This window comes from Priestia sp. 53B2, from assembly GCF_056099005.1.
In genome coordinates, this window is record NZ_JBLZXA010000020.1 from 146,182 (window position 1) to 164,197 (window position 18,016).

General features: G+C 39.4%; 18 protein-coding genes and 1 pseudogene. 13 read left to right on the forward strand and 6 right to left on the reverse strand.

The features are described 5' to 3' along the window. Nucleotides 1–5 precede the first annotated feature (5 nt). Genes aepX through ACN6NE_RS14945 form a run of 4 tightly spaced genes read left to right on the forward strand, consistent with a single transcriptional unit; the run spans nucleotide 6 to nucleotide 4,910 of the window. Entirely contained in the window at nucleotides 6–1,523 is a 1,518-nt protein-coding gene (gene aepX / locus ACN6NE_RS14930; protein ID WP_474325788.1) for a phosphoenolpyruvate mutase, read from the forward strand. Continuing rightward, entirely contained in the window at nucleotides 1,516–2,646 is a 1,131-nt protein-coding gene (gene aepY, locus ACN6NE_RS14935) for a phosphonopyruvate decarboxylase (protein WP_129706348.1), read from the forward strand. Before aepX ends, aepY begins: the two co-directional genes overlap by 8 nt. Next, the gene (locus ACN6NE_RS14940) at nucleotides 2,639–4,480 is read left to right on the forward strand and encodes a 2-aminoethylphosphonate aminotransferase (RefSeq protein ID WP_474325790.1); all 1,842 of its coding nucleotides are present in this window, start codon (nucleotides 2,639–2,641) and stop codon (nucleotides 4,478–4,480) included. Before aepY ends, ACN6NE_RS14940 begins: the two co-directional genes overlap by 8 nt. Nucleotides 4,481–4,487: 7 nt before the next feature. Next, nucleotides 4,488–4,910 carry an NUDIX hydrolase gene (locus tag ACN6NE_RS14945; RefSeq protein WP_013055495.1) on the forward strand — a complete coding sequence of 141 codons (423 nt, stop codon included), beginning with the start codon at nucleotides 4,488–4,490 and terminating at the stop codon, nucleotides 4,908–4,910. Between the two features lie 111 nt (nucleotides 4,911–5,021). Here the strand turns inward: ACN6NE_RS14945 and budA are convergent, their stop codons facing one another. The 6 genes from budA to ACN6NE_RS14975 all read right to left on the reverse strand — a co-directional run bounded on the left by budA (nucleotide 5,022) and on the right by ACN6NE_RS14975 (nucleotide 9,509). Continuing rightward, nucleotides 5,022–5,735 carry an acetolactate decarboxylase gene (gene budA / locus ACN6NE_RS14950; RefSeq protein WP_474325791.1) on the reverse strand — a complete coding sequence of 238 codons (714 nt, stop codon included), beginning with the start codon at nucleotides 5,733–5,735 and terminating at the stop codon, nucleotides 5,022–5,024. 16 nt (nucleotides 5,736–5,751) lie between these two features. After that, nucleotides 5,752–7,431 carry an acetolactate synthase AlsS gene (alsS, locus tag ACN6NE_RS14955; RefSeq protein ID WP_474325793.1) on the reverse strand — a complete coding sequence of 560 codons (1,680 nt, stop codon included), beginning with the start codon at nucleotides 7,429–7,431 and terminating at the stop codon, nucleotides 5,752–5,754. A gap of 226 nt (nucleotides 7,432–7,657) precedes the next feature. After that, nucleotides 7,658–7,822 (reverse strand): aspartyl-phosphate phosphatase Spo0E family protein, encoded by a 165-nt coding sequence (locus ACN6NE_RS14960; RefSeq protein ID WP_014461503.1) that lies wholly within the window; start codon nucleotides 7,820–7,822, stop codon nucleotides 7,658–7,660. Between the two features lie 857 nt (nucleotides 7,823–8,679). Beyond that, complete coding sequence (locus tag ACN6NE_RS14965; RefSeq protein ID WP_013055498.1) at nucleotides 8,680–8,877, reverse strand: YwbE family protein; 198 nt, start codon at nucleotides 8,875–8,877, stop codon at nucleotides 8,680–8,682. Then, on the reverse strand, nucleotides 8,877–9,056 hold the full coding sequence (locus ACN6NE_RS14970; RefSeq protein ID WP_013055499.1) for a hypothetical protein: 180 nt from the start codon (nucleotides 9,054–9,056) through the stop codon (nucleotides 8,877–8,879). Before ACN6NE_RS14970 ends, ACN6NE_RS14965 begins: the two co-directional genes overlap by 1 nt. Before the next feature lie 84 nt (nucleotides 9,057–9,140). Then, nucleotides 9,141–9,509 (reverse strand): winged helix-turn-helix transcriptional regulator, encoded by a 369-nt coding sequence (locus ACN6NE_RS14975; protein ID WP_013055500.1) that lies wholly within the window; start codon nucleotides 9,507–9,509, stop codon nucleotides 9,141–9,143. Between the two features lie 329 nt (nucleotides 9,510–9,838). On the opposite strand from ACN6NE_RS14975, the gene ACN6NE_RS14980 reads away from it, so the two are divergent. From ACN6NE_RS14980 to ACN6NE_RS15020, 9 genes and pseudogenes are all read left to right on the forward strand, one after another. After that, a complete protein-coding gene (locus ACN6NE_RS14980; RefSeq protein ID WP_014461498.1) occupies nucleotides 9,839–11,038 on the forward strand; it encodes an MFS transporter in 1,200 nt (399 codons plus the stop codon). Nucleotides 11,039–11,095: 57 nt separating this feature from the next. Next, nucleotides 11,096–11,221, forward strand: coding sequence for a hypothetical protein (locus tag ACN6NE_RS14985; RefSeq protein ID WP_474325795.1), 126 nt, complete (start codon nucleotides 11,096–11,098; stop codon nucleotides 11,219–11,221). Further along, nucleotides 11,202–11,479, forward strand: a pseudogene (locus tag ACN6NE_RS14990) (LLM class flavin-dependent oxidoreductase); the annotation flags it as partial. The gene ACN6NE_RS14985 and the pseudogene ACN6NE_RS14990, both read left to right, overlap by 20 nt. A 432-nt stretch (nucleotides 11,480–11,911) precedes the next feature. Beyond that, nucleotides 11,912–12,838, forward strand: coding sequence for an ACP S-malonyltransferase (locus ACN6NE_RS14995; RefSeq protein ID WP_474325796.1), 927 nt, complete (start codon nucleotides 11,912–11,914; stop codon nucleotides 12,836–12,838). A gap of 37 nt (nucleotides 12,839–12,875) precedes the next feature. Continuing rightward, on the forward strand, nucleotides 12,876–14,528 hold the full coding sequence (mdcA, locus tag ACN6NE_RS15000; protein WP_474325797.1) for a malonate decarboxylase subunit alpha: 1,653 nt from the start codon (nucleotides 12,876–12,878) through the stop codon (nucleotides 14,526–14,528). 5 nt (nucleotides 14,529–14,533) lie between these two features. Further along, the gene (locus ACN6NE_RS15005) at nucleotides 14,534–15,400 is read left to right on the forward strand and encodes a triphosphoribosyl-dephospho-CoA synthase (protein ID WP_129706360.1); all 867 of its coding nucleotides are present in this window, start codon (nucleotides 14,534–14,536) and stop codon (nucleotides 15,398–15,400) included. 23 nt (nucleotides 15,401–15,423) lie between these two features. After that, complete coding sequence (locus tag ACN6NE_RS15010) at nucleotides 15,424–15,726, forward strand: malonate decarboxylase subunit delta (RefSeq protein WP_129706363.1); 303 nt, start codon at nucleotides 15,424–15,426, stop codon at nucleotides 15,724–15,726. Beyond that, entirely contained in the window at nucleotides 15,713–17,413 is a 1,701-nt protein-coding gene (mdcD, locus tag ACN6NE_RS15015; protein WP_474325800.1) for a biotin-independent malonate decarboxylase subunit beta, read from the forward strand. Before ACN6NE_RS15010 ends, mdcD begins: the two co-directional genes overlap by 14 nt. Next, nucleotides 17,401–18,009, forward strand: a complete 609-nt coding sequence (locus ACN6NE_RS15020) for a malonate decarboxylase holo-ACP synthase (RefSeq protein ID WP_474325801.1) — start codon at nucleotides 17,401–17,403, stop codon at nucleotides 18,007–18,009. Before mdcD ends, ACN6NE_RS15020 begins: the two co-directional genes overlap by 13 nt. The last annotated feature ends 7 nt before the right edge of the window (nucleotides 18,010–18,016 follow it).

Here is an 18,016-nt window from a genome sequence, read left to right on the forward strand (position 1 = left end):
TAGACATGAAGAAGACTAAACAGCTAAGAGAGTTGATAGAAAGTAAACAGCTAGAGTTTATTATGGAGGCTCACAGTGCAATATCTGCAAAGATTGTAGAAGAAGCAGGGTTCAAAGGGATATGGGCCAGCGGCCTGTCATTATCTGCAGCACTGGGTGTAAGAGATAATAACGAGGCTTCATGGACACAGGTATTAGACATCTTAGAGTTTATGAGTGACGCAACGTCCGTTCCAATTCTTCTTGATGGTGATACAGGCTATGGGAACTTTAATAATGCAAGAAGATTAGTTAAGAAATTGGAGCAGCGAGACATTCCAGGCGTATGTATTGAAGATAAATTGTTTCCAAAAACAAACTCATTTATTAAAGGTGAAGCACAGCCGCTTGCAGATATTAATGAATTTTGCGGCAAAATTAAAGCAATGAAAGATAGCCAAAATGACGAAGATTTTGTAGTGGTATCGCGTGTAGAAGCTTTTATTGCAGGGTGGGGGCTGAAGGAAGCTTTAAAGCGTGCAGAAGCTTATCGCCAAGCGGGAACCGACGCCGTTTTGATTCATAGTAAAAGGTCAGATATGACAGAGATTGAAGCTTTTATGAAAGAGTGGGGAAACAGGCTTCCGGTTATTATTGTTCCAACCAAATATTATTCGGTTCCAACTGATAAATTTAGTGATTTAGGAATTAGCTTGAGCATTTGGGCCAACCATAACTTAAGATCTTCCATTACAGCTATGCAAAAAACGTCCGCTCAGATTTATTGCGATAAAAGTTTGATTAATGTAGAAAAAAATGTCTCTCCGCTTGAGGAAGTTTTCCGTCTTCAAAAAGCTGAAGAGCTCGATATGGCAGAGAAACTTTATTTAAGCTCTGCCAATCATAGCACGAACGCTATGATTCTGGTAAAAGAATCAGCAAATGAAGCTTTAATAACTGAGCAGATAAATCAGTTAAAAAAAGTCGGCGTGACAAATAGTATAAAAGTAGGTTCCAACAAAGCTATGGAAGATAAGGCGTTTCCTCATAAAGGAGAATTATATCATCTCTATGCTGCAAGAGATAAGCTAGGAACGGCTACTTTAATAAGCGATAGTAACATCGTATATAAAACATATGTTTTTGAGGAGTTAATTCATGAAAGTGGCGATATCACTATCGTAGCAGGAGCTGATTATGAGTTAAAAGGGAATCAAACATCTTATGTAACTGCTAAACTTCCCTATTCCAAGCAGCTGTATTCCAAAACAGTAGACTTGATTCAAATGTCGTGTAATTCCATCTCTAACAACATTCATGGTGAATTCATTGGTCTATGGAAAGTTTCCGGAAAAGGCACTGAGGTTGTAAAAAAAGCTTTGGAAGAATTGGCACAAAGAAAAGATTTTGCTCAGCTCACGTTTTCTGATTTCTTTAATTATATTAATCTAATTCACCCGGTTGCTGTTAAATATACGATGGGGTCATGGATAGATACCGAAACGTATACAAAGATTCAAAAAGATGGTGGGAAAAATGATTAGTACGTCCGTATTTGGAACTCAATTAAAAAAACTAGGTTTTCAATTTTATAGCGGGGTTCCTTGTTCCTATCTTAAACATCTTATTAACTACGCTATCAACGAATGTGAATATGTTGCAGCAGCAAACGAAGGAGAAGCGGTAGCGATTGCTGCTGGGGCATCAATTGCTGGCAACAAAGCGGTTGTTTTAATGCAGAACTCCGGATTAGCAAATGCTGTTTCCCCTTTAACCTCTCTTATTCATCCGTTTAAAATTCCTGTCCTTGGATTTGTCAGTTTTCGTGGAGAACCTGGATGTCCAGATGAACCGCAGCATGAATTAATGGGAGAAATTACTTCTGCCCTGCTAAATACGATGAAAATAAAATGGGAATATTTATCTTTTGATTTTGCCGAAGTTAAAAAACAATTACAGCGGGCTAATCAAGCTGTTGAAAATAATGAAAGCTACTTCTTTATTGTAAAAAAAGGAACGTTTGAGCCAGTCAAGCTTTTAGAGCAATCAATGAAAAACGTTACTCCTAAAATGAAAAGTGAACAGATAACAACCGACGAGTTACCTTCAAGGTATGAGGCATTACAAGTAGTTAATTCATTAAAAGACAACGATACTATTCAATTGGCCGCTACAGGAAAAACAGGAAGAGAGCTTTACGAAATAGAAGACGCAAGAAATAATTTTTATATGGTTGGATCTATGGGGTGCGTTAGTTCCATTGGTTTAGGCTTAGCTTTGAGCAGAAATGAAAAGAACATCATTACAATTGATGGAGACGGAGCGTTGCTTATGCGCATGGGAAATCTAGCAACCAACGGATACTACTGTCCAGCAAATTTATTACACATTCTTTTAGACAATCAAACCCATGATTCTACAGGGGGGCAACATACGGTCTCTCATAACATTAATTTTGTAGATATTGCTTCTTCCTGTGGGTATCAAAATTCCATTCATGTTCATAACTTAAATCAGTTAGAGACGTATATCAAACAGTGGAAAAGTGATAAAAAATTAACGTTTTTATATCTTAAAATAGCGAAAGGATCTAAAAAGAACCTGGGGCGTCCTGAAATGAAGCCTTATGAAGTCAGAGAAAGACTGCAGGTGTTTTTAGATGATTAAAACAGCTGTTATTCTAGCTGCAGGGATGGGGAGCAGGATTCGTAAAAGAGCTGGAAACCGCCCTAAAGGTTTTTTGATGATTGATGAAAAATCGATTATTGAACATTCCATTTCGAAGTTAATAGAAGCAGGAGTTAAGACGATTTTTATTGGAACAGGTTATATGAAAGAAGAATATGAAAAGCTAATGGTTAGATATCCTCAAATAAAATGTGTTTATAATTCTAGATACGAAACAACGGGAAGTCTGTTTACGCTGTATCAATTTAAAAATTATATTAAAGAAGATTTTTTACTATTGGAATCAGATGTAATTTATGAAAAGAATGCATTGGAAACATTAGTAAACCATTCGAGATCAAATGTCATACTAGCGAGTAAATTGAACGGTGCTGGCGATGAAGTTTATATTGAAGCTGATGAAAATAATAACCTTAAGAATATGTCAAAACAAAAAGAAGAGTTGAATAGTATCTATGCAGAACTAGTTGGTTTAACCAAACTCTCTTATGCTACATTTCAGAGACTTTGTGATGAAGCAAATACGCTGTTTCAGTTTAATCAAACGATCGATTATGAATATGGCCTCGTTAAAATTTCCGAAAAAGCAAATGTGTATGTTCATAAACTGAATAATTTGGCATGGTGTGAAGTGGATGATGAAGATCACTGGGCAAGAGCAACTACTATTGTTTATCCGATTATTAAAGCTCGAGAAGGTATTCCGCATACAGTTAAGAGAAATATACTCCTAAACCCCGGACCGGCAACTACAACAGATACCGTCAAATATGCTCAAATAGTGGAGGACATTTGCCCGAGAGAAAAAGAATTTGGAGAGACAATGGAATTTATCTCTGCTGAACTAACAAAATTTGTTGGGAATCTAGAGAAGTATACTACGGTATTATTCGGCGGATCTGGAACGGCGGCAGTGGAATCGATTTTAAGTTCAGTAATTGATAACGGTACGGTTGTTATTATCAATAATGGTCCATACGGTGAAAGAATGTGTAAAATCGCTGAAATTTATGGACTGAATTATTTAGAATATAAAAGCTCCGCCGAGCAGGCTATTGATATGAACGACTTAGAAATTTTTATAAAAAAGATTTCAACGAACGTTTCTTATCTGGCGCTTGTTCACTGTGAAACTTCCACGGGGCTTCTTAATGATATTGAACAAGTTGGGGAATTTTGTGCAGTGAAAAATATCGAAATGATTGTGGATGCAATGAGTTCGTATGCAGCTGTTCCAATTGACATGCAAAAAATGAATATAAGCTATCTGGCCGCAAGTGCAAATAAGAACCTTCAAGGAATGGCAGGCGTGTCGTTTGTTATAGCAAATAAAGACCGGTTAGAAAAAACGGAGCAAATAAAGCCTCGTAACCTTTATCTTCATTTATATGATCAGTATCGATATTTCCAAGTGAATAAACAAATGCGTTTTACTCCTCCTGTTCAGACTATGTACGCCTTAAAGCAGGCAATTATAGAAACTCAGTGGGAAGGAATTGAGAAACGATATGAACGCTACTCAAAATCATGGACTACTTTAACGGATGGAATTACTCGGCTTGGGTTAACCTATTTGGTTCCTGAAACACATCATTCTAAAATTATTACCTCTATCATCGAGCCTTCCAATAAAAAGTATAATTTTGATATTATGCATGATTTTTTTTATAAACAAGGATTCACCATTTATCCTGGTAAAATTCATAAATTAGAAACGTTTCGAATAGCAAATATTGGTGATATCACATATAGAGATATAGAAAGATTTCTTCACCTTCTTGAACAATATCTTAAAGCTTTAAAAGGAGAGTGAGAAAAAGTTGAATCAAAAATTAGCTGTAGCAGTTATGGTGGTAAATCAAGATCATCACGTGCTTCTAGTCAAGAACCATAGACGGGGATGGGAATTTCCAGGCGGTTTTGTAGAAGCAGGTGAATCAATAAAAGATGCGGGGATACGAGAAGTTAAAGAAGAATCTGGAATTGTTATTGAAGTGACCAACTTTCTAGGAGTAGAACAAGATGTTAAACGATCTACTACTGTTATTTTATTAAAGGGAAAAGCGATTAGCGGAAAAATTTCTGTCTCCAATGAAACGCAGGATGTGGGATATTTTACGTTAGAAGAAGCAAAAAATATAATTAAATTAGATAACTTTAAGGATCGAATGGCTAGATGTCTAAAAGAGACTGAAATACCATTTTTCTATGTTTTAAAAGACACGGGCTCCTTTTACGTATAGGCGGAAGGTTTCTGTGTTGTGCTAGAAATTAAGCCTGAACACGATTAAATAAAAAACGCTCATCGTCATGCGTGACGATGAGCGTTTTTTTATCAGTAAAAGTATGGTTGTTTATTCAGCTGTGGCAATTTCTTCTTCTACATCATGGTCTTCTAAATTAGCACTTAAAAATTCACTTGTTTCCGATAAATTGAGATTTAATTTCGTTTTTTTGCAGATTTGAATTGTAACATCCTGAACAGAGACATCTAAAACATGTCCCCCTTCTTTTTTATCTTCATCAATAAAGTGCAGGTGGTAGCCGGGAACACCGATGCCTGAAGAATATTCTGGCGTGTAAAAACCTGCTAGTGTTCCATTTACATCTGAAGATGTAAATGTAGGCTGATCAGCAGCCGCATCTACCATAAAAGGATAGGGCTTTTCTTGCTTTGCAACCGTGCGAGTTTTTACTTCTTTAAACTTCCCGTCAATTCGAACTGCATAGAATAAATTTGGGCTAGGAATAAGCTCGTTCATTAAGGTTTCTAGTTGTTCACGATTCATTTCCTTTTCTACACGATAAGAGATATCTTCATAAAAGGTTGTCATAATGGCAAAAGGTGTTTTTGCATCTTCGCTAATAGGCGCGGCTTTCCCATCAGCAATATGATAAAATTCTCCGTCAAAGGCAATCATTTCACCATCCAATTGATTAAACGTACCGATGCCGAAATCCCCTTTCTTAGCTAAATCCTTGTATGTGACAACACCGTCAAATACTCCGTCTAATAAAGCGATCATAGTGGAAGTTTGGTGAATCGTTAATTTTTCTTTATTGCTCATTCTTTACTCAGTCCTTTCAGTTAATTTGATCTGGCAGTAGCTGTGTATTTAATTTTTCATTATCTTTATAATCTACAGGAACATCGATGATAACGGGGCCTTGTTCACGAAAAGCGCTTGCTAGAGTGTCCGAAAATTCTTCTGGTGAGTTAACTCTAAATCCTTTGGCACCAAAACTTTCAGCAAGCGTAACAAAGTCTACACTGCCAAACTCTACTGCAGATTTTCGGCCATATTTAATCTGCTGTTGAAAGCCAACCATATCGTAGGTTTGATCGTTCCAGATAATGTGAACAATTGGTAAGTTTAACCGAACGGCTGTCTCGAGCTCCATAGCTGAAAATAAAAACCCGCCGTCTCCAGACATGGACAAAATTTTTTTATGGGGGCGAACGAGTGCAGCTGAAATAGCCCAAGGCAAAGCAACACCTAGTGTCTGCATGCCGTTGCTGAATAGTAAATGCTGAGGTTCATAGGAACGAAAATAACGAGCCATCCATATGTAATGCGAACCAACGTCACATGTGATGGTAGTATCATTTTCAACAAAGTTCTGCAGAGCTTCAATTAATTGTAGGGGATGAAGGTGAGTGTCATTAGAAAACTCGTACTGATCGTCAGGTTGTTCAAGTTTGCTTTTTAGCGTTTCTAAAAAAGAAGCACTTTCTTTTGAACGTATTAAATGTGGGAGTTTATCAGCTAATATGTCAATTGTGCTTGGAATATCCCCTACTAACTCAATTTCCGGCTGATAATGGTGGTCAGCTTGTGCTTGTAAATCATCTAAATGAATAATGCTTCTTTGACTTTCTGAGTTCCAAAGAGAAGGAGGGTATTCAACTGGGTCATATCCGATTGTTAAGACGACGTCAGCATGCTTCAATAACACGTCTCCAGGCTGATTGCGAAAAAGACCTACTCGCCCAAAAAAGTGAGTTTCAAGCTCTCGTGAAACAGCTCCCGCACCTTGGAACGTTTCCACCACAGGAAGGTCATGTTCTGCTATAAGCTGACGGATTGATTCCACTGCTTTAGATTTACTTGCTCTCATACCTAAAAGTAAAACAGGTAGTTTTGCTGTGCGAATAGTGTGTATAGCTTGGGCAACAGCGTCTAAATTGGCAGCGCCAATCGTAGGAGTTTTTAAAACGGATAGAGTGGAAGCTGATGTTTCGCTATCCATTACATCCTGCGGCAAGCTGACAAAAGATGCTCCTGAAGGAGAAGAAACAGCTTCGCGAAAGGCGTCTGTTATCACTTCTGGAACGTTTGTAGCGTCTTCTACCTCAACGCTGAATTTGGCGATAGATTTAAATAGTCCTTCATTATCCATTGATTGATGCGTCTTTTTTAATCGATCTGCTCTTGGAACGGCTCCTGCTAGGGCTACCACTGGATCACCTTCAGAAGTAGCAGTGACAAGGCCAGTGGCTAAGTTAGCGGCACCTGGACCTGATGTGACAAGGCAAACGCCCGGCGTACCTGTCAGTCTTCCCATAGCAGCTGCCATAAACGCAGCATTTTGTTCATGGCGGCAAACAATCACTTCTGGTCCTTTTTCTTTCAAAACATCAAATACGCCATCAATTTTGGCTCCTGGAATACCAAAAATATAAGGCACATTCTGACCTGCCAAACTTTCTACTAGTAAGTCGGCGCCTTTTTTTGTTTCGGTAGTATCAGCATTACTCATCATGCATTCTCTCCTTTATGTTTCTTAGATAGGTTTTAAGGCCTACTGATTGAATACCCAATTTGTATGACAACTAACCAAAGGAAAGGAGAAGGTTTTAATTTTCTAAATAAAAAACTTCCCTATTAATTAGGGAAGCAGAGATGTACCTATTGCGAATAAAACATATCTGTTTTATTTGTAGGTTTATGGTACTTGAGGGATAGTAAGTGAAAGTTTTACGCGGCTCTTATTTGGTATGGTTAAAAAGCTTTTGGTAACTAACAATTTTTTGATCTAGCTTTTGACTTAATTTTAAAATCTCACCGTGAGAATAGCTGCTTGTTTTTTTAGCTAATTGGTAAATATCTGATTGTAAGGCTCGAATTTCTTTTTCTAACTGAGGTTGCTTCATTGAAATCCTCTCCAAGTCAGAATACTTCTATCTTTTATCTAATAGTATGAAATTCCTTCATATTTGTAAAATGTTTTTTGTTTTGAAAAATATGACATAGGTGAAGAGCTGCTGACAAGCTTTGTCGAACACTTTTTTTTACCTGTTTTCAATAAGTATGATATACTGAGGCTAGGAAAAATGACAATCTGGAGCGCACGTTCAGTTATTCTTAACAAGCGAATGAATTCTTAGCTTTGACAAGTTTAGCTTGTAAGGTGAAGAAATTCATCACATAATCTTATTAGATCTGAACCTTGTTAGCCCGGATGAGGATTTGTCGAAAACGATTCACTAGAAAAAACCTTCGAGACCGCCAACTCGGAGGTTTTTTTATTTTTGTGTATGGAAATTTTAAAAAAGACATAGACTAATAAAGAAAAAGGTCCCGCACCCATAATCGGCCGGAGTTGATTACACCTTGTCCATTTCTGCAAGGAAGCTGTCTTTTTACTATAGGGAAGTGCCGCCAAACACGATTCCCTAAAGACAATCAGCACACGAGCCTTATGGATGAAGAACCTTTTAGACGATACTTATCGGTGATTACTTATTTTACTACTGGAAAAATAGCAAAATAAGAGCGACTACGGCTCCTAAAAGCTCTACGTAAGCCGTTAGGAGCTGAACATTCTCAGCATCTAGGAAAAATGACTTGAGGATCCGTCTCAGACTATCCACCACCTTTTTCTTCCTTGCGTGAATTCCCAAGGGAAAGAAAGGGGACGACAGTGCTTCTTTATTTTAACAAAAGTAGGAAATGATAAGTAGATTTATTTGAAGTGTAAATTAAAAAAGCATGTAGAATACATGCTTTTTTAATTTGGGTAAATTTCTTTTATGCGTCCGACTTGTCCATCTGTTAAACGGACTTTGATGCCGTGTGGGTGAAAGCTTGAATTGGTCAGAATGTCTTTGACCGTTCCGTGTGTAAGTTTTCCAGAACGCTGATCTGCTTTTAAAACAATGTCGACTTCAATTCCAGGAGCTACGTCTTTTCTATTTTGTCCGTTCATTATACACCTGTTCTCTTTCGCTGATTATTCGTTTTTTTTGTTTGTTGACTCGTCAGCTTTTTGGTTGCTTGATTGGTGCTGCTATTTTGAGCTTTACTTGAAGATTGATTTTTCTTATTAGCAAGCTGCTGTTTGATAGCATCTTGAAGACTAATTTTCTTTTTAAGTTGTTCTGTCATATGGGTTCCTCCTGAATATATACATCATCTGAAAAAACAAAGAAAGTAAGGGAATGAAAAAGCTGACTAGATAGTCAGCTTTTTTTAATTAGAAACAGTGACTTCTTCTACAGGCTGCATAAGTACAGCTTCTTTATCAGGATACGTTTTTTCAATATGATGTTCTCCCCAAGAGCATAATGAATCAAGAATGCTTTTTAAAGACCATCCGTAATCTGTTAAAGAGTATTCTACTCGAGGCGGCATTTCATTGTACATTTTTCTAACAATGATGCCGTCTGCTTCAAGTTCGCGAAGCTGCTGCGTTAATACTTTTTGCGTAACGCGCGGCATAATTCTTTTTAATTCTCCAGGGCGCTTTGTCCCTTTAATTAAGTGGCAAAGAATAACGACTTTCCACTTGCCTCCAATGACTTCTAGTGCCGCTTCCACTGGAATATTATATTTTTTCACGTTAACAACTCTCCTTGTTCTAGAGATAACGGTCAAATGCATGTTTTCGCATTTTTTCTGATGTTTATCATATCACTATAGAGCAAAATTTTCTAGGTGTAAGCATTTTTTTAGAATACCCAATAGTTCATGACTTTAGTATTTACGCTTATTGTAACCTCCAGGTGCCTATATCACTTGAAAGTGCGTACTTTTTCTTTGGTTTTACATCGCTCATAATAACAATTGTTGATGGCGAGTTAGCGAATATATGAAAGGTACCTAAGCTAATTAGCCGTAAGAGAAGCTATTATGAAGAAGTTATCATAACGAACAGGAGGCGTTAAGAAGTGAACACACTTTCACAAACACAACAAAGTAAAAAAAGCGGTGCTTTGCCGCTATTAGCGCTAGCTATTAGCGCCTTTGGAATCGGGACTACAGAGTTTGTTCCAGTAGGTTTATTATCATCGCTTGCAGATGATTTAAATATTTCCATTACACTAGCAGGGTTATTAATTTCAGGATACGCAATGGGAGTTGCATTTGGAGCTCCCGTATTAACAGCATTAACAAGTAAAATGAGCAGAAAATCATTGCTGATGCTATTAATGGTTATTTTTATCGTAGGAAACTCAGTAGCAGCTTTATCAACAAGCTTTGGGCTGCTGCTTATAGCACGAATTATTACTGCATTTTCACACGGGATTTTCTTTTCTATCGGTGCGACTATCGCTGCTGATTTGGTGCCGGAAGATAAGCGAGCAAGTGCCATTGCTTTAATGTTTACAGGTTTAACAGTTGCAACTGTTACAGGTGTTCCGCTTGGTACATTTATCGGACAAGCTTTCGGCTGGAGAGCAACATTTTGGGGAGTAGCGCTACTTGGGGTTATTGCCATTATTGCAAGTGCTCTTTTAGTGCCTAAAAACTTAAAAGAAGCGCCGCCGGCAAAGTTTAGTGATCAATTGAAAATTTTGAAAAACGGGCCGCTTTTACTATCGTTTGCTATTACCGCCTTAGGATATGGCGGAACGTTTGTAGCTTATACGTATTTAGCACCTATTCTTGAAAAACTAACAGGATACGCACCAAGCGCGGTTAGTATCTTGCTACTGGTATACGGTGTAGCAGTAGCTATCGGAAATACGATCGGAGGAAAAGCTGCGAATAAAAATCCGTTAAAAGCATTATTTTGGATGTTTTTAATTCAAGCAGTTATCTTAGTTATTTTATCGTTTACTGCATCGTTTAAAGTAGCGGGAACAATTACGATTTTTGCCATGGGCTTATTGGCATTTATGAACGTACCTGGACTGCAAGTGCTGGTCGTGAACTTAGCTGAAAAGTATGTTCCTTCAGCAGTGAACGTAGCCTCTGCGCTTAATATTGCTGCATTTAACGTTGGAATTGCTATTGGTTCTTTTGTAGGCGGCCTGATTGTTGATTCGATTGGTCTTGTTCATACTCCTTGGATTGGGGGAGTGATGGTTTTAGGAGCGGTCTTATTGACAGCATGGAGCCGCTCAATAGAAGCAAAAGCAAAATGAAACAAGAGATCATCGCTTTTTGCGATGATCTCTTAGTTATAAAAGGAGAGGAAGCAAATGACTACATTTCAACATCATAAGGCGTATCGTCGTATATACAAGGAGCATGAGTTAACGTTAGGTTTGCATATGCCGCTTGAAAATTATCAATATGCCACGCCTACGATGGAGAGAACTGGTTGAAATCTATCATCCAGGCGTTTTTAAACCTTTTAAACAACCTATGCATCTAGATTTGGCAGAAGACCCAAATGAAATGCCAACGCCGATTCGTTTAGGATTTCGAGCAGGCGTAATACATTAGTTGAGCTTCTTTCTATTTATAAAGAAATAGGAGTTAATCATCTGTTTTTTGCTCTTTTTGATAGTAAGCGTCCGGCTGAAGAAGTCATACATGGGCTTGGTGAAGAAGTGCTTCCGCATTTTCCGTCTCATATGTAGCAGAAAGAGGCTGGGACAAAAGCAGTTTAGTTAAAGGGAAATCCGAACGATGAATCGAGATTCTTAATGGAGAATCTAACTCGTTCGGCTTTTTTTATTGGTAGGATGAACGTAGCATTTATGTATGTAGTTGCTTCTAGCGGTTGATTGGAGGACAAGACGAAGACTCCTGGGGGCTCACCGGCCGCCTGCGGAAAGCGAAGTCTTGCACGGAAATCAACCGTGAGGGAACAAGCGAGCCATATGAGCTCCTTTATCCAATTAGTTCGTCTTTAGATTCCATTGATTTCGTTATGTCTCAATCTCTTTTTATATAGATTTCAAGTTATAGGATATATAAGAAATATGTATTAGAGTTATTGCTCCTATATTCTTTATAATAAAATTATCCATTATCTCCTTGGATGATATAAAGTCGAAAGGAGAAACACGATGAGTGTTGCATTTCTATTTCCAGGACAAGGCGCACAATATGCTGGTATGCTTCATGATATAAAAAATAAATGGGGATTAGCGACTACGTTTGAAGAAGCAAGTGAGGCATTAAATCAAGACGTATTATCGTTAGATTCGTCAGAAAAATTGAAATATAATAAAAATGTTCAGATATGTCTTTTTATTGCAGGAGTGGCTACGGCTAGGGCGTTTAAAAACAAAGGATACTCGCCAGACGTGGTAGGAGGGCATTCTATAGGGGCGTTTGGAGCAGCAGTTGCATCTGAAGTGTTATCTTTTAAAGAAGCTCTTCTTCTTGTGAAAAAAAGAGGGGAACTGATGGAAAATGCTTATCCTGATGGTTATGGTATGGGGGTTGTGATGGGACTGCGTGAACATCAGCTTCTCTCTATTGTACATGAACTATCAACTGATGCAGCTCCTGTGTACGTAGCGAATCTAAATTCTCCTGATCAAATAACGATTTCTGGCACCTTAAAAGCAATTGAGAAAGTTCTTGAAAAAGCATCTAAAAAAGGGGCTAGAAAAACTAAAATGCTTTATGTAACGGTGCCTTCTCACTGCCCTCTTATGGAAGGAGTTTCGAGTGAGTTACGAAAAACCATAACGGAAGTGAAAGGAAAGGACCCGGCCGTTCCTTTTATAGGTAATTGTAAAGCTCGGAAATTATGGAAAGCTGCTGATATTAAAGAAGATTTGGCAGCGAGTGTTACCCTGCCCGTTCGTTGGCATGATGCCACGGAAGTTATGTATGAAATGGGCACAAGGTTATATATTGAAATGGCTCCAGGAAGAGTGCTAACGGATTTGGCTGCTAAGAGCTTCCCTGAAGCAAGGGCTATTTCGGCAGCCGAATCTACGATGAAAACTTTGCTAATTTTAATGGAAAAAGAAAAAATGTAAGCGCATTAATTTAGAAGTGTCAGAAAGGAGCTAGAACATGAGTGGCATAAAAAAAACTTCAAAATCATGGACAACTCGCCGAGATCAAAAAGCAGCGCGCCTTGCGAAAATAGACCATCTTCTTAAAGGAAAGTTATTGGGTAATGAACACATTATTGAAGCGTTAGAATTGCTTATATCACCCGGAGATAAAGTAGTGCTTGAAGGAGACAATCAAAAGCAAGCATCTTTTTTATCAAAGGCGCTGAATGAAGTAAGCGCTGATAAAATAAACGGCCTTCATATGATTATGTCTAGTATTTCACGTCCGGAACATCTCGACATATTTGAAAAAGGAATTGCTGAAAAAATTGATTTTTCGTACGCCGGTGCTCAAAGCCTTCGGGTGTCTCAAATGATTGAAGCTGAGACGTTGAAAATGGGAGAAATTCATACATATTTAGAGCTTTACGGACGCCTTTTCATTGATTTAATTCCGAACATTGCCTTAGTGGCTGCTGACAAAGCGGATGCACAAGGTAATTTATATACAGGAGCAAATACGGAAGAAACACCAACCATTATCGAAGCAACCGCGTTTAAGGATGGAATTGTTATTGTGCAGGTAAATGAACTTGTTGAAGAACTTCCGCGAGTTGATATTCCGGCTTCTTGGATTGATTGTATCGTTGTGGCGGCTCAGCCTTATCAATTGGAAGCTTTATTTACGCGAGATCCTCGTCATATTACAGAACTCCAAATTTTAATGGCTATGATGACGATTCGAGGTATCTATGAGCGCCACAGCGTACAATCATTAAATCATGGCATTGGCTTTAATACCGCTGCAATTGAGCTTTTGCTGCCTACTTATGGAGAAAAGTTAGGACTGAAAGGTAAAATATGCAAGCACTGGGCTCTGAATCCTCACCCTACGTTAATTCCGGCTATTGAAAGCGGATGGATTGAGAGCGTGCACTGCTTTGGCGGAGAAGTAGGAATGGAACAATACACAGCAGCGCGTCCAGATGTGTTTTTTACAGGACGCGACGGCAGCCTGCGCTCAAACCGTGCGATGTGTCAAGTGGCTGGTCAATATGCGGTAGATGCTTTTGTAGGATCAACTTTGCAAATAGATGGAGAAGGAAATTCTTCTACCGTCACATCTGGACGTTTGTCAGGGTTTGGCGGAGCGCCTAATATGGGGCATGACCCTAGAGGCCGCCGACATTCTACGCCTTCTTGGCTGGATATGATAAACGGGCAGCATGAACTAGCTAGAGGCAGAAAGCTAGTTGTTCAAATGGTTGAAACCTTTCAATCAGGAAATGAGCCTGTTTTTGTGGAGTCTTTGGATGCGATAAAGGTAGCGAAACAAGCAAGCTTAGCTACTGCTCCTGTCATGATTTACGGGGATGATGTGACGCATGTTGTGACGGAAGAAGGAATTGCTTATTTATATAAAGCACAAAGCTTGGACGAAAGAAAAGCAGCGCTTGAAGCAGTAGCAGGGGTAACACCTATAGGCCTGCGACATAACCAAAATAAAGTGGAAAAGATGCGCAGAGACGGCCTAGTGGCTTTTCCGGAAGATTTACAGATTCGACGTACAGAAGCAAAGCGTTCATTATTGGCAGCAAGAAGTGTCGAAGATTTAGTAGAATGGTCGGATGGCTTGTATAATCCGCCTGCTAAATTTAGGAGCTGGTAAGGAATATGCGTATTCAAAGTATTCAAGAAGAGCCAAGACCAGCTGTGTTTTACTCATGTCTAATAGCTAAAATGGCAGTTACCGCTCTGGTTGATGAAGCGGTGCTTACACCTAAGCCTGGGCTTGTGGATGCAGCAACAACTGGATCTCATCAAGATATGAATATTGAGACGCTGTTAACTTCTGCTTATGCTTTACAACCGACCTTTTTACAGATTGCATTATATAGTCAAGGAAAGCAGCCAAGTCAGATGCTAAGGGAAGAAATTGCTCAAATTGGACGCGAGGGCGAACAAATTATGTACGCGGCTACGGATGGTGTTAATACACACAAAGGAGCCATTTGGGCATTAGGCCTACTTGCGTCTGCAACAGCGGTTTGCGGCATTCAAGCATCACCTGCATCCATCACAGAAGCTGCAGGACAAATTGCTCGTTATGCAGATCGTTTTTGTCCTCTGCATTCATCTAATGGACTTCGTGTGAAAAAACAGTATGGCGCAAAAGGAGCGGCTGGAGAGGCGAAGCAAGGATTTCCTCACGTAATTCATATAGGCTTGCCTGCTTTACATAAAGCTCGCAAGCTAGGCATACATGAAACATCAGCAAGGATTGATACTTTAGTAACACTAATCGCCAACCTTGATGATACGTGTATTTTGCATCGTTCTGGTCCGGTTGTGTTAGAGGAGGTTAAAATGGCGGCATCCAATGTGTTAGAAGCTGGAGGGGTATCTACATCAATGGGAAAACAGCGGCTAGAAGCGTTAGATCATATACTTCTATCATCTAACGCTTCTCCAGGCGGAAGTGCAGATTTGCTGGCTGCTGTATTATTTTTAGATCGAATATCTCTTTTTAAAGAATCGTAAACGTCTGCAGGGAGGAGTGGCTAATGGAAACGTTAGTGTTTAAATACAAAGCCGATCGAAAGTTAACTCAGCGCGCACATGTAGGCGTTGTTGGTTCAGGGGATTTAGAAATTTTAATGGTTCCTTCTGATGAAGAACATTCTCACGTATCAGTACGAACAGGAAGTGAAGGGTTTAGCGAAACCTGGAAAGCCGTATTAGACCGATTCTTTAGTGTTCATACCATTCAAGCGAAAATTGTAATTAATGATTTTGGTGCTACGCCTGGTGTAGTCGCCTTGCGTCTTGCACAAGCTTTGGAGGTGAGTGAAAATGGGAGTGAATAATCAAAGCTTTATTGAGTTAAATGGAAGAGAACGAGCGCAGGCAATCTTAGATCAAGGAACATTCTGTGAGCTGCTTGGGCCTTTTGACGGAATTGAATCGCCTCATTTACCTAAGCAAAATATTGTTCCTCAAAGCGATGATGGTGTCATTATAGCAGGTGGGCTGATAGCAGGAGAGCCAGCCGTTGTCATTTCAATAGAAGGAGGGTTTCAAGGGGGAGGCATTGGTGAAGTATCGGGAGCTAAAATTGCAGGAGCTTTAGAACTAGCCCTTAATAATCACAAAAAAGGTGTTCCTGTTAGACCTGTTTTTCTATTCGATACAGGAGGGGTAAGGCTCCAAGAAGCGAATTATGGACTTTTATCGATATCTGAAATTGGCTCAGCTGTGGTTGCTTTGCGTGAGTATACGCCTGTTGTCGGAGTTATTTCAGGAAATGTAGGCTGCTTTGGAGGAATGTCCATCACTGCTTCACTCTTTAGTTATCTCATTATGACAAAAGAAGCAAGGTTTGGCCTTAACGGCCCTGAAGTGATCGAACAAGAAGCAGGGGTTGAAGAGTTTGATGCAAGAGACCGAAGCTTAATCTGGAAAACGATTGGCGGTATTCAACGCTATGAAACCGGGTTTGCAGATGCCTTAGCACAGGATGATGTCACTGCTATTCAACGAGCGGTTCAAGAGACGTTTCAGAAGAAAGGAAAAGTAACTAGTAAAACAGAACAAGTAGATTTTTACAGACATTTGCTTAGTAAGGTTGATCCTTCAGAAAAAATGGCTCCTGATCAGTTTCAAGAATTGTATAAAGCAACAAAAAATGAACATATCCCTTCAACAGTCTCTTACTCGCTGAATGAAGTTCCAGGTAACATGCCCAACAGCCGCGGTCGCGTGTGGATAAACGCCTTAATAAATGATGAAGAAGCAGATTTTGAAATTCCTTCCGTTCTTTATAAAGACGCATTGCTAGGAAGAGAAAAGGTCCGATATATATCGGTTGTACCTAATCCTTATAATCGTTTCTTACGTGCACGAAAAGGGGAAGTAGGACTAGATGAAGGATGGGCAATTGCCAAGCACGTTCGTGAAGTAATAAAAGAAGATCGAAATCAATCTCCGCGCCCTATAATTGCCATTGTGGATGTACCGAGTCAAGCTTATGGCTATCATGAAGAACTTCTAGGTATTCACTATGCTTGCGGTGCTGCGGCCGATGCTTATGCAGCAGCGCGCTTAGCAGGTCATCCGGTTATTACGTTAATTGTCGGAAAAGCAATTTCAGGAGCATTTTTGGCTCATGGATACCAATCAAATCGAATTGTGGCTTTAAAAGACGAAAGAGTGAATGTTCACGCCATGTCCAAACAGTCGGCAGCGCGCATTACTAAAAGAAGTATAAAAGAACTTGAAGATGCTTCAAAGAAAGTCCCGTCCATGGCTTATGATATTGAATCATTTGCCTCACTTGGCGCTTTATATGAGCTGGTTAGCGGTATTCAAGCAGAGCAGCCCACAGATCGTGATGTTCAAACGGTTCAAGATATTTTGACTGGAGCGGTAGAAGATGTACGCCGTGAAGGTGTGTACGATTTAAGCAGCCGGCTATACAGTGAGCAAGCAAGAAAGGAAGGGCGTAAAGCTTCTTTAGTAGTAAGAGGTGAGTTGGAAAGACAATGGAATATATAGCTCATGATTTGCTTCAGTTAACAGAGAAAGCAAAGCTTATCAGTTATACACCTATCCCCGAGTGGGTGGAGCATTCTTTAGCGAAGGCTCCGTTTGTAGTTGTAAGGCGGGCTGTTCACCGAGATAGCCTGATACCTGTTGGAGTAAGAGGAGAAAGAAGAAATCAGCGTTTTGGAGCATTTGTATCTGAGCAGGGTGTTAAACAAAGAATTAGGCCGGAAGATCTCGTTTCTATTTTTCAAAACGGCCACTTTAGAAATATGCCAGCCACAGGTGCTTTAAAAGAAGTCGCTATTATTTTAAAAGATTTTGCGTGGGGACCAACTGGCAGTGTGGGATTTGAATTTGCAAGCGGTGCCGAAGTTGTTACAACAACTAGTGATTTGGATATACTTATTCGACTTTCTTCTTATTTGTCGGTGGAAAAAGCGCAACTGATAGTTAATCATTTAAAAGAGTGTCCAGTTTCTGTAGATGTACAGGTAGAAACAGAAAAAGGAGCATTTTCTCTGGTAGAATATGCAAGGGGAGAAAAGATGCTGCTTCTGCGTACTGTATTTGGACCTTCCTTAGTAAAACTGAATCAATTAGTATAAAAGACGG

Coding starts and splice junctions, on each gene's coding strand:
- ACN6NE_RS15020 (WP_474325801.1), top strand. CDS start 17,401: ATGGAATATATAGCTCATGATTTGCTTCAGTTAACAGAGAAAGCAAAG.
- ACN6NE_RS15010 (WP_129706363.1), top strand. CDS start 15,424: ATGGAAACGTTAGTGTTTAAATACAAAGCCGATCGAAAGTTAACTCAG.
- ACN6NE_RS14995 (WP_474325796.1), top strand. CDS start 11,912: ATGAGTGTTGCATTTCTATTTCCAGGACAAGGCGCACAATATGCTGGT.
- ACN6NE_RS14965 (WP_013055498.1), bottom strand. CDS start 8,877: ATGAACGGACAAAATAGAAAAGACGTAGCTCCTGGAATTGAAGTCGAC.
- ACN6NE_RS14985 (WP_474325795.1), top strand. CDS start 11,096: ATGACTACATTTCAACATCATAAGGCGTATCGTCGTATATACAAGGAG.
- mdcA (WP_474325797.1), top strand. CDS start 12,876: ATGAGTGGCATAAAAAAAACTTCAAAATCATGGACAACTCGCCGAGAT.
- ACN6NE_RS14960 (WP_014461503.1), bottom strand. CDS start 7,822: ATGAAGCAACCTCAGTTAGAAAAAGAAATTCGAGCCTTACAATCAGAT.
- ACN6NE_RS14940 (WP_474325790.1), top strand. CDS start 2,639: ATGATTAAAACAGCTGTTATTCTAGCTGCAGGGATGGGGAGCAGGATT.
- ACN6NE_RS15005 (WP_129706360.1), top strand. CDS start 14,534: ATGCGTATTCAAAGTATTCAAGAAGAGCCAAGACCAGCTGTGTTTTAC.
- alsS (WP_474325793.1), bottom strand. CDS start 7,431: ATGATGAGTAATGCTGATACTACCGAAACAAAAAAAGGCGCCGACTTA.
- aepY (WP_129706348.1), top strand. CDS start 1,516: ATGATTAGTACGTCCGTATTTGGAACTCAATTAAAAAAACTAGGTTTT.
- budA (WP_474325791.1), bottom strand. CDS start 5,735: ATGAGCAATAAAGAAAAATTAACGATTCACCAAACTTCCACTATGATC.
- aepX (WP_474325788.1), top strand. CDS start 6: ATGAAGAAGACTAAACAGCTAAGAGAGTTGATAGAAAGTAAACAGCTA.
- mdcD (WP_474325800.1), top strand. CDS start 15,713: ATGGGAGTGAATAATCAAAGCTTTATTGAGTTAAATGGAAGAGAACGA.
- ACN6NE_RS14970 (WP_013055499.1), bottom strand. CDS start 9,056: ATGACAGAACAACTTAAAAAGAAAATTAGTCTTCAAGATGCTATCAAA.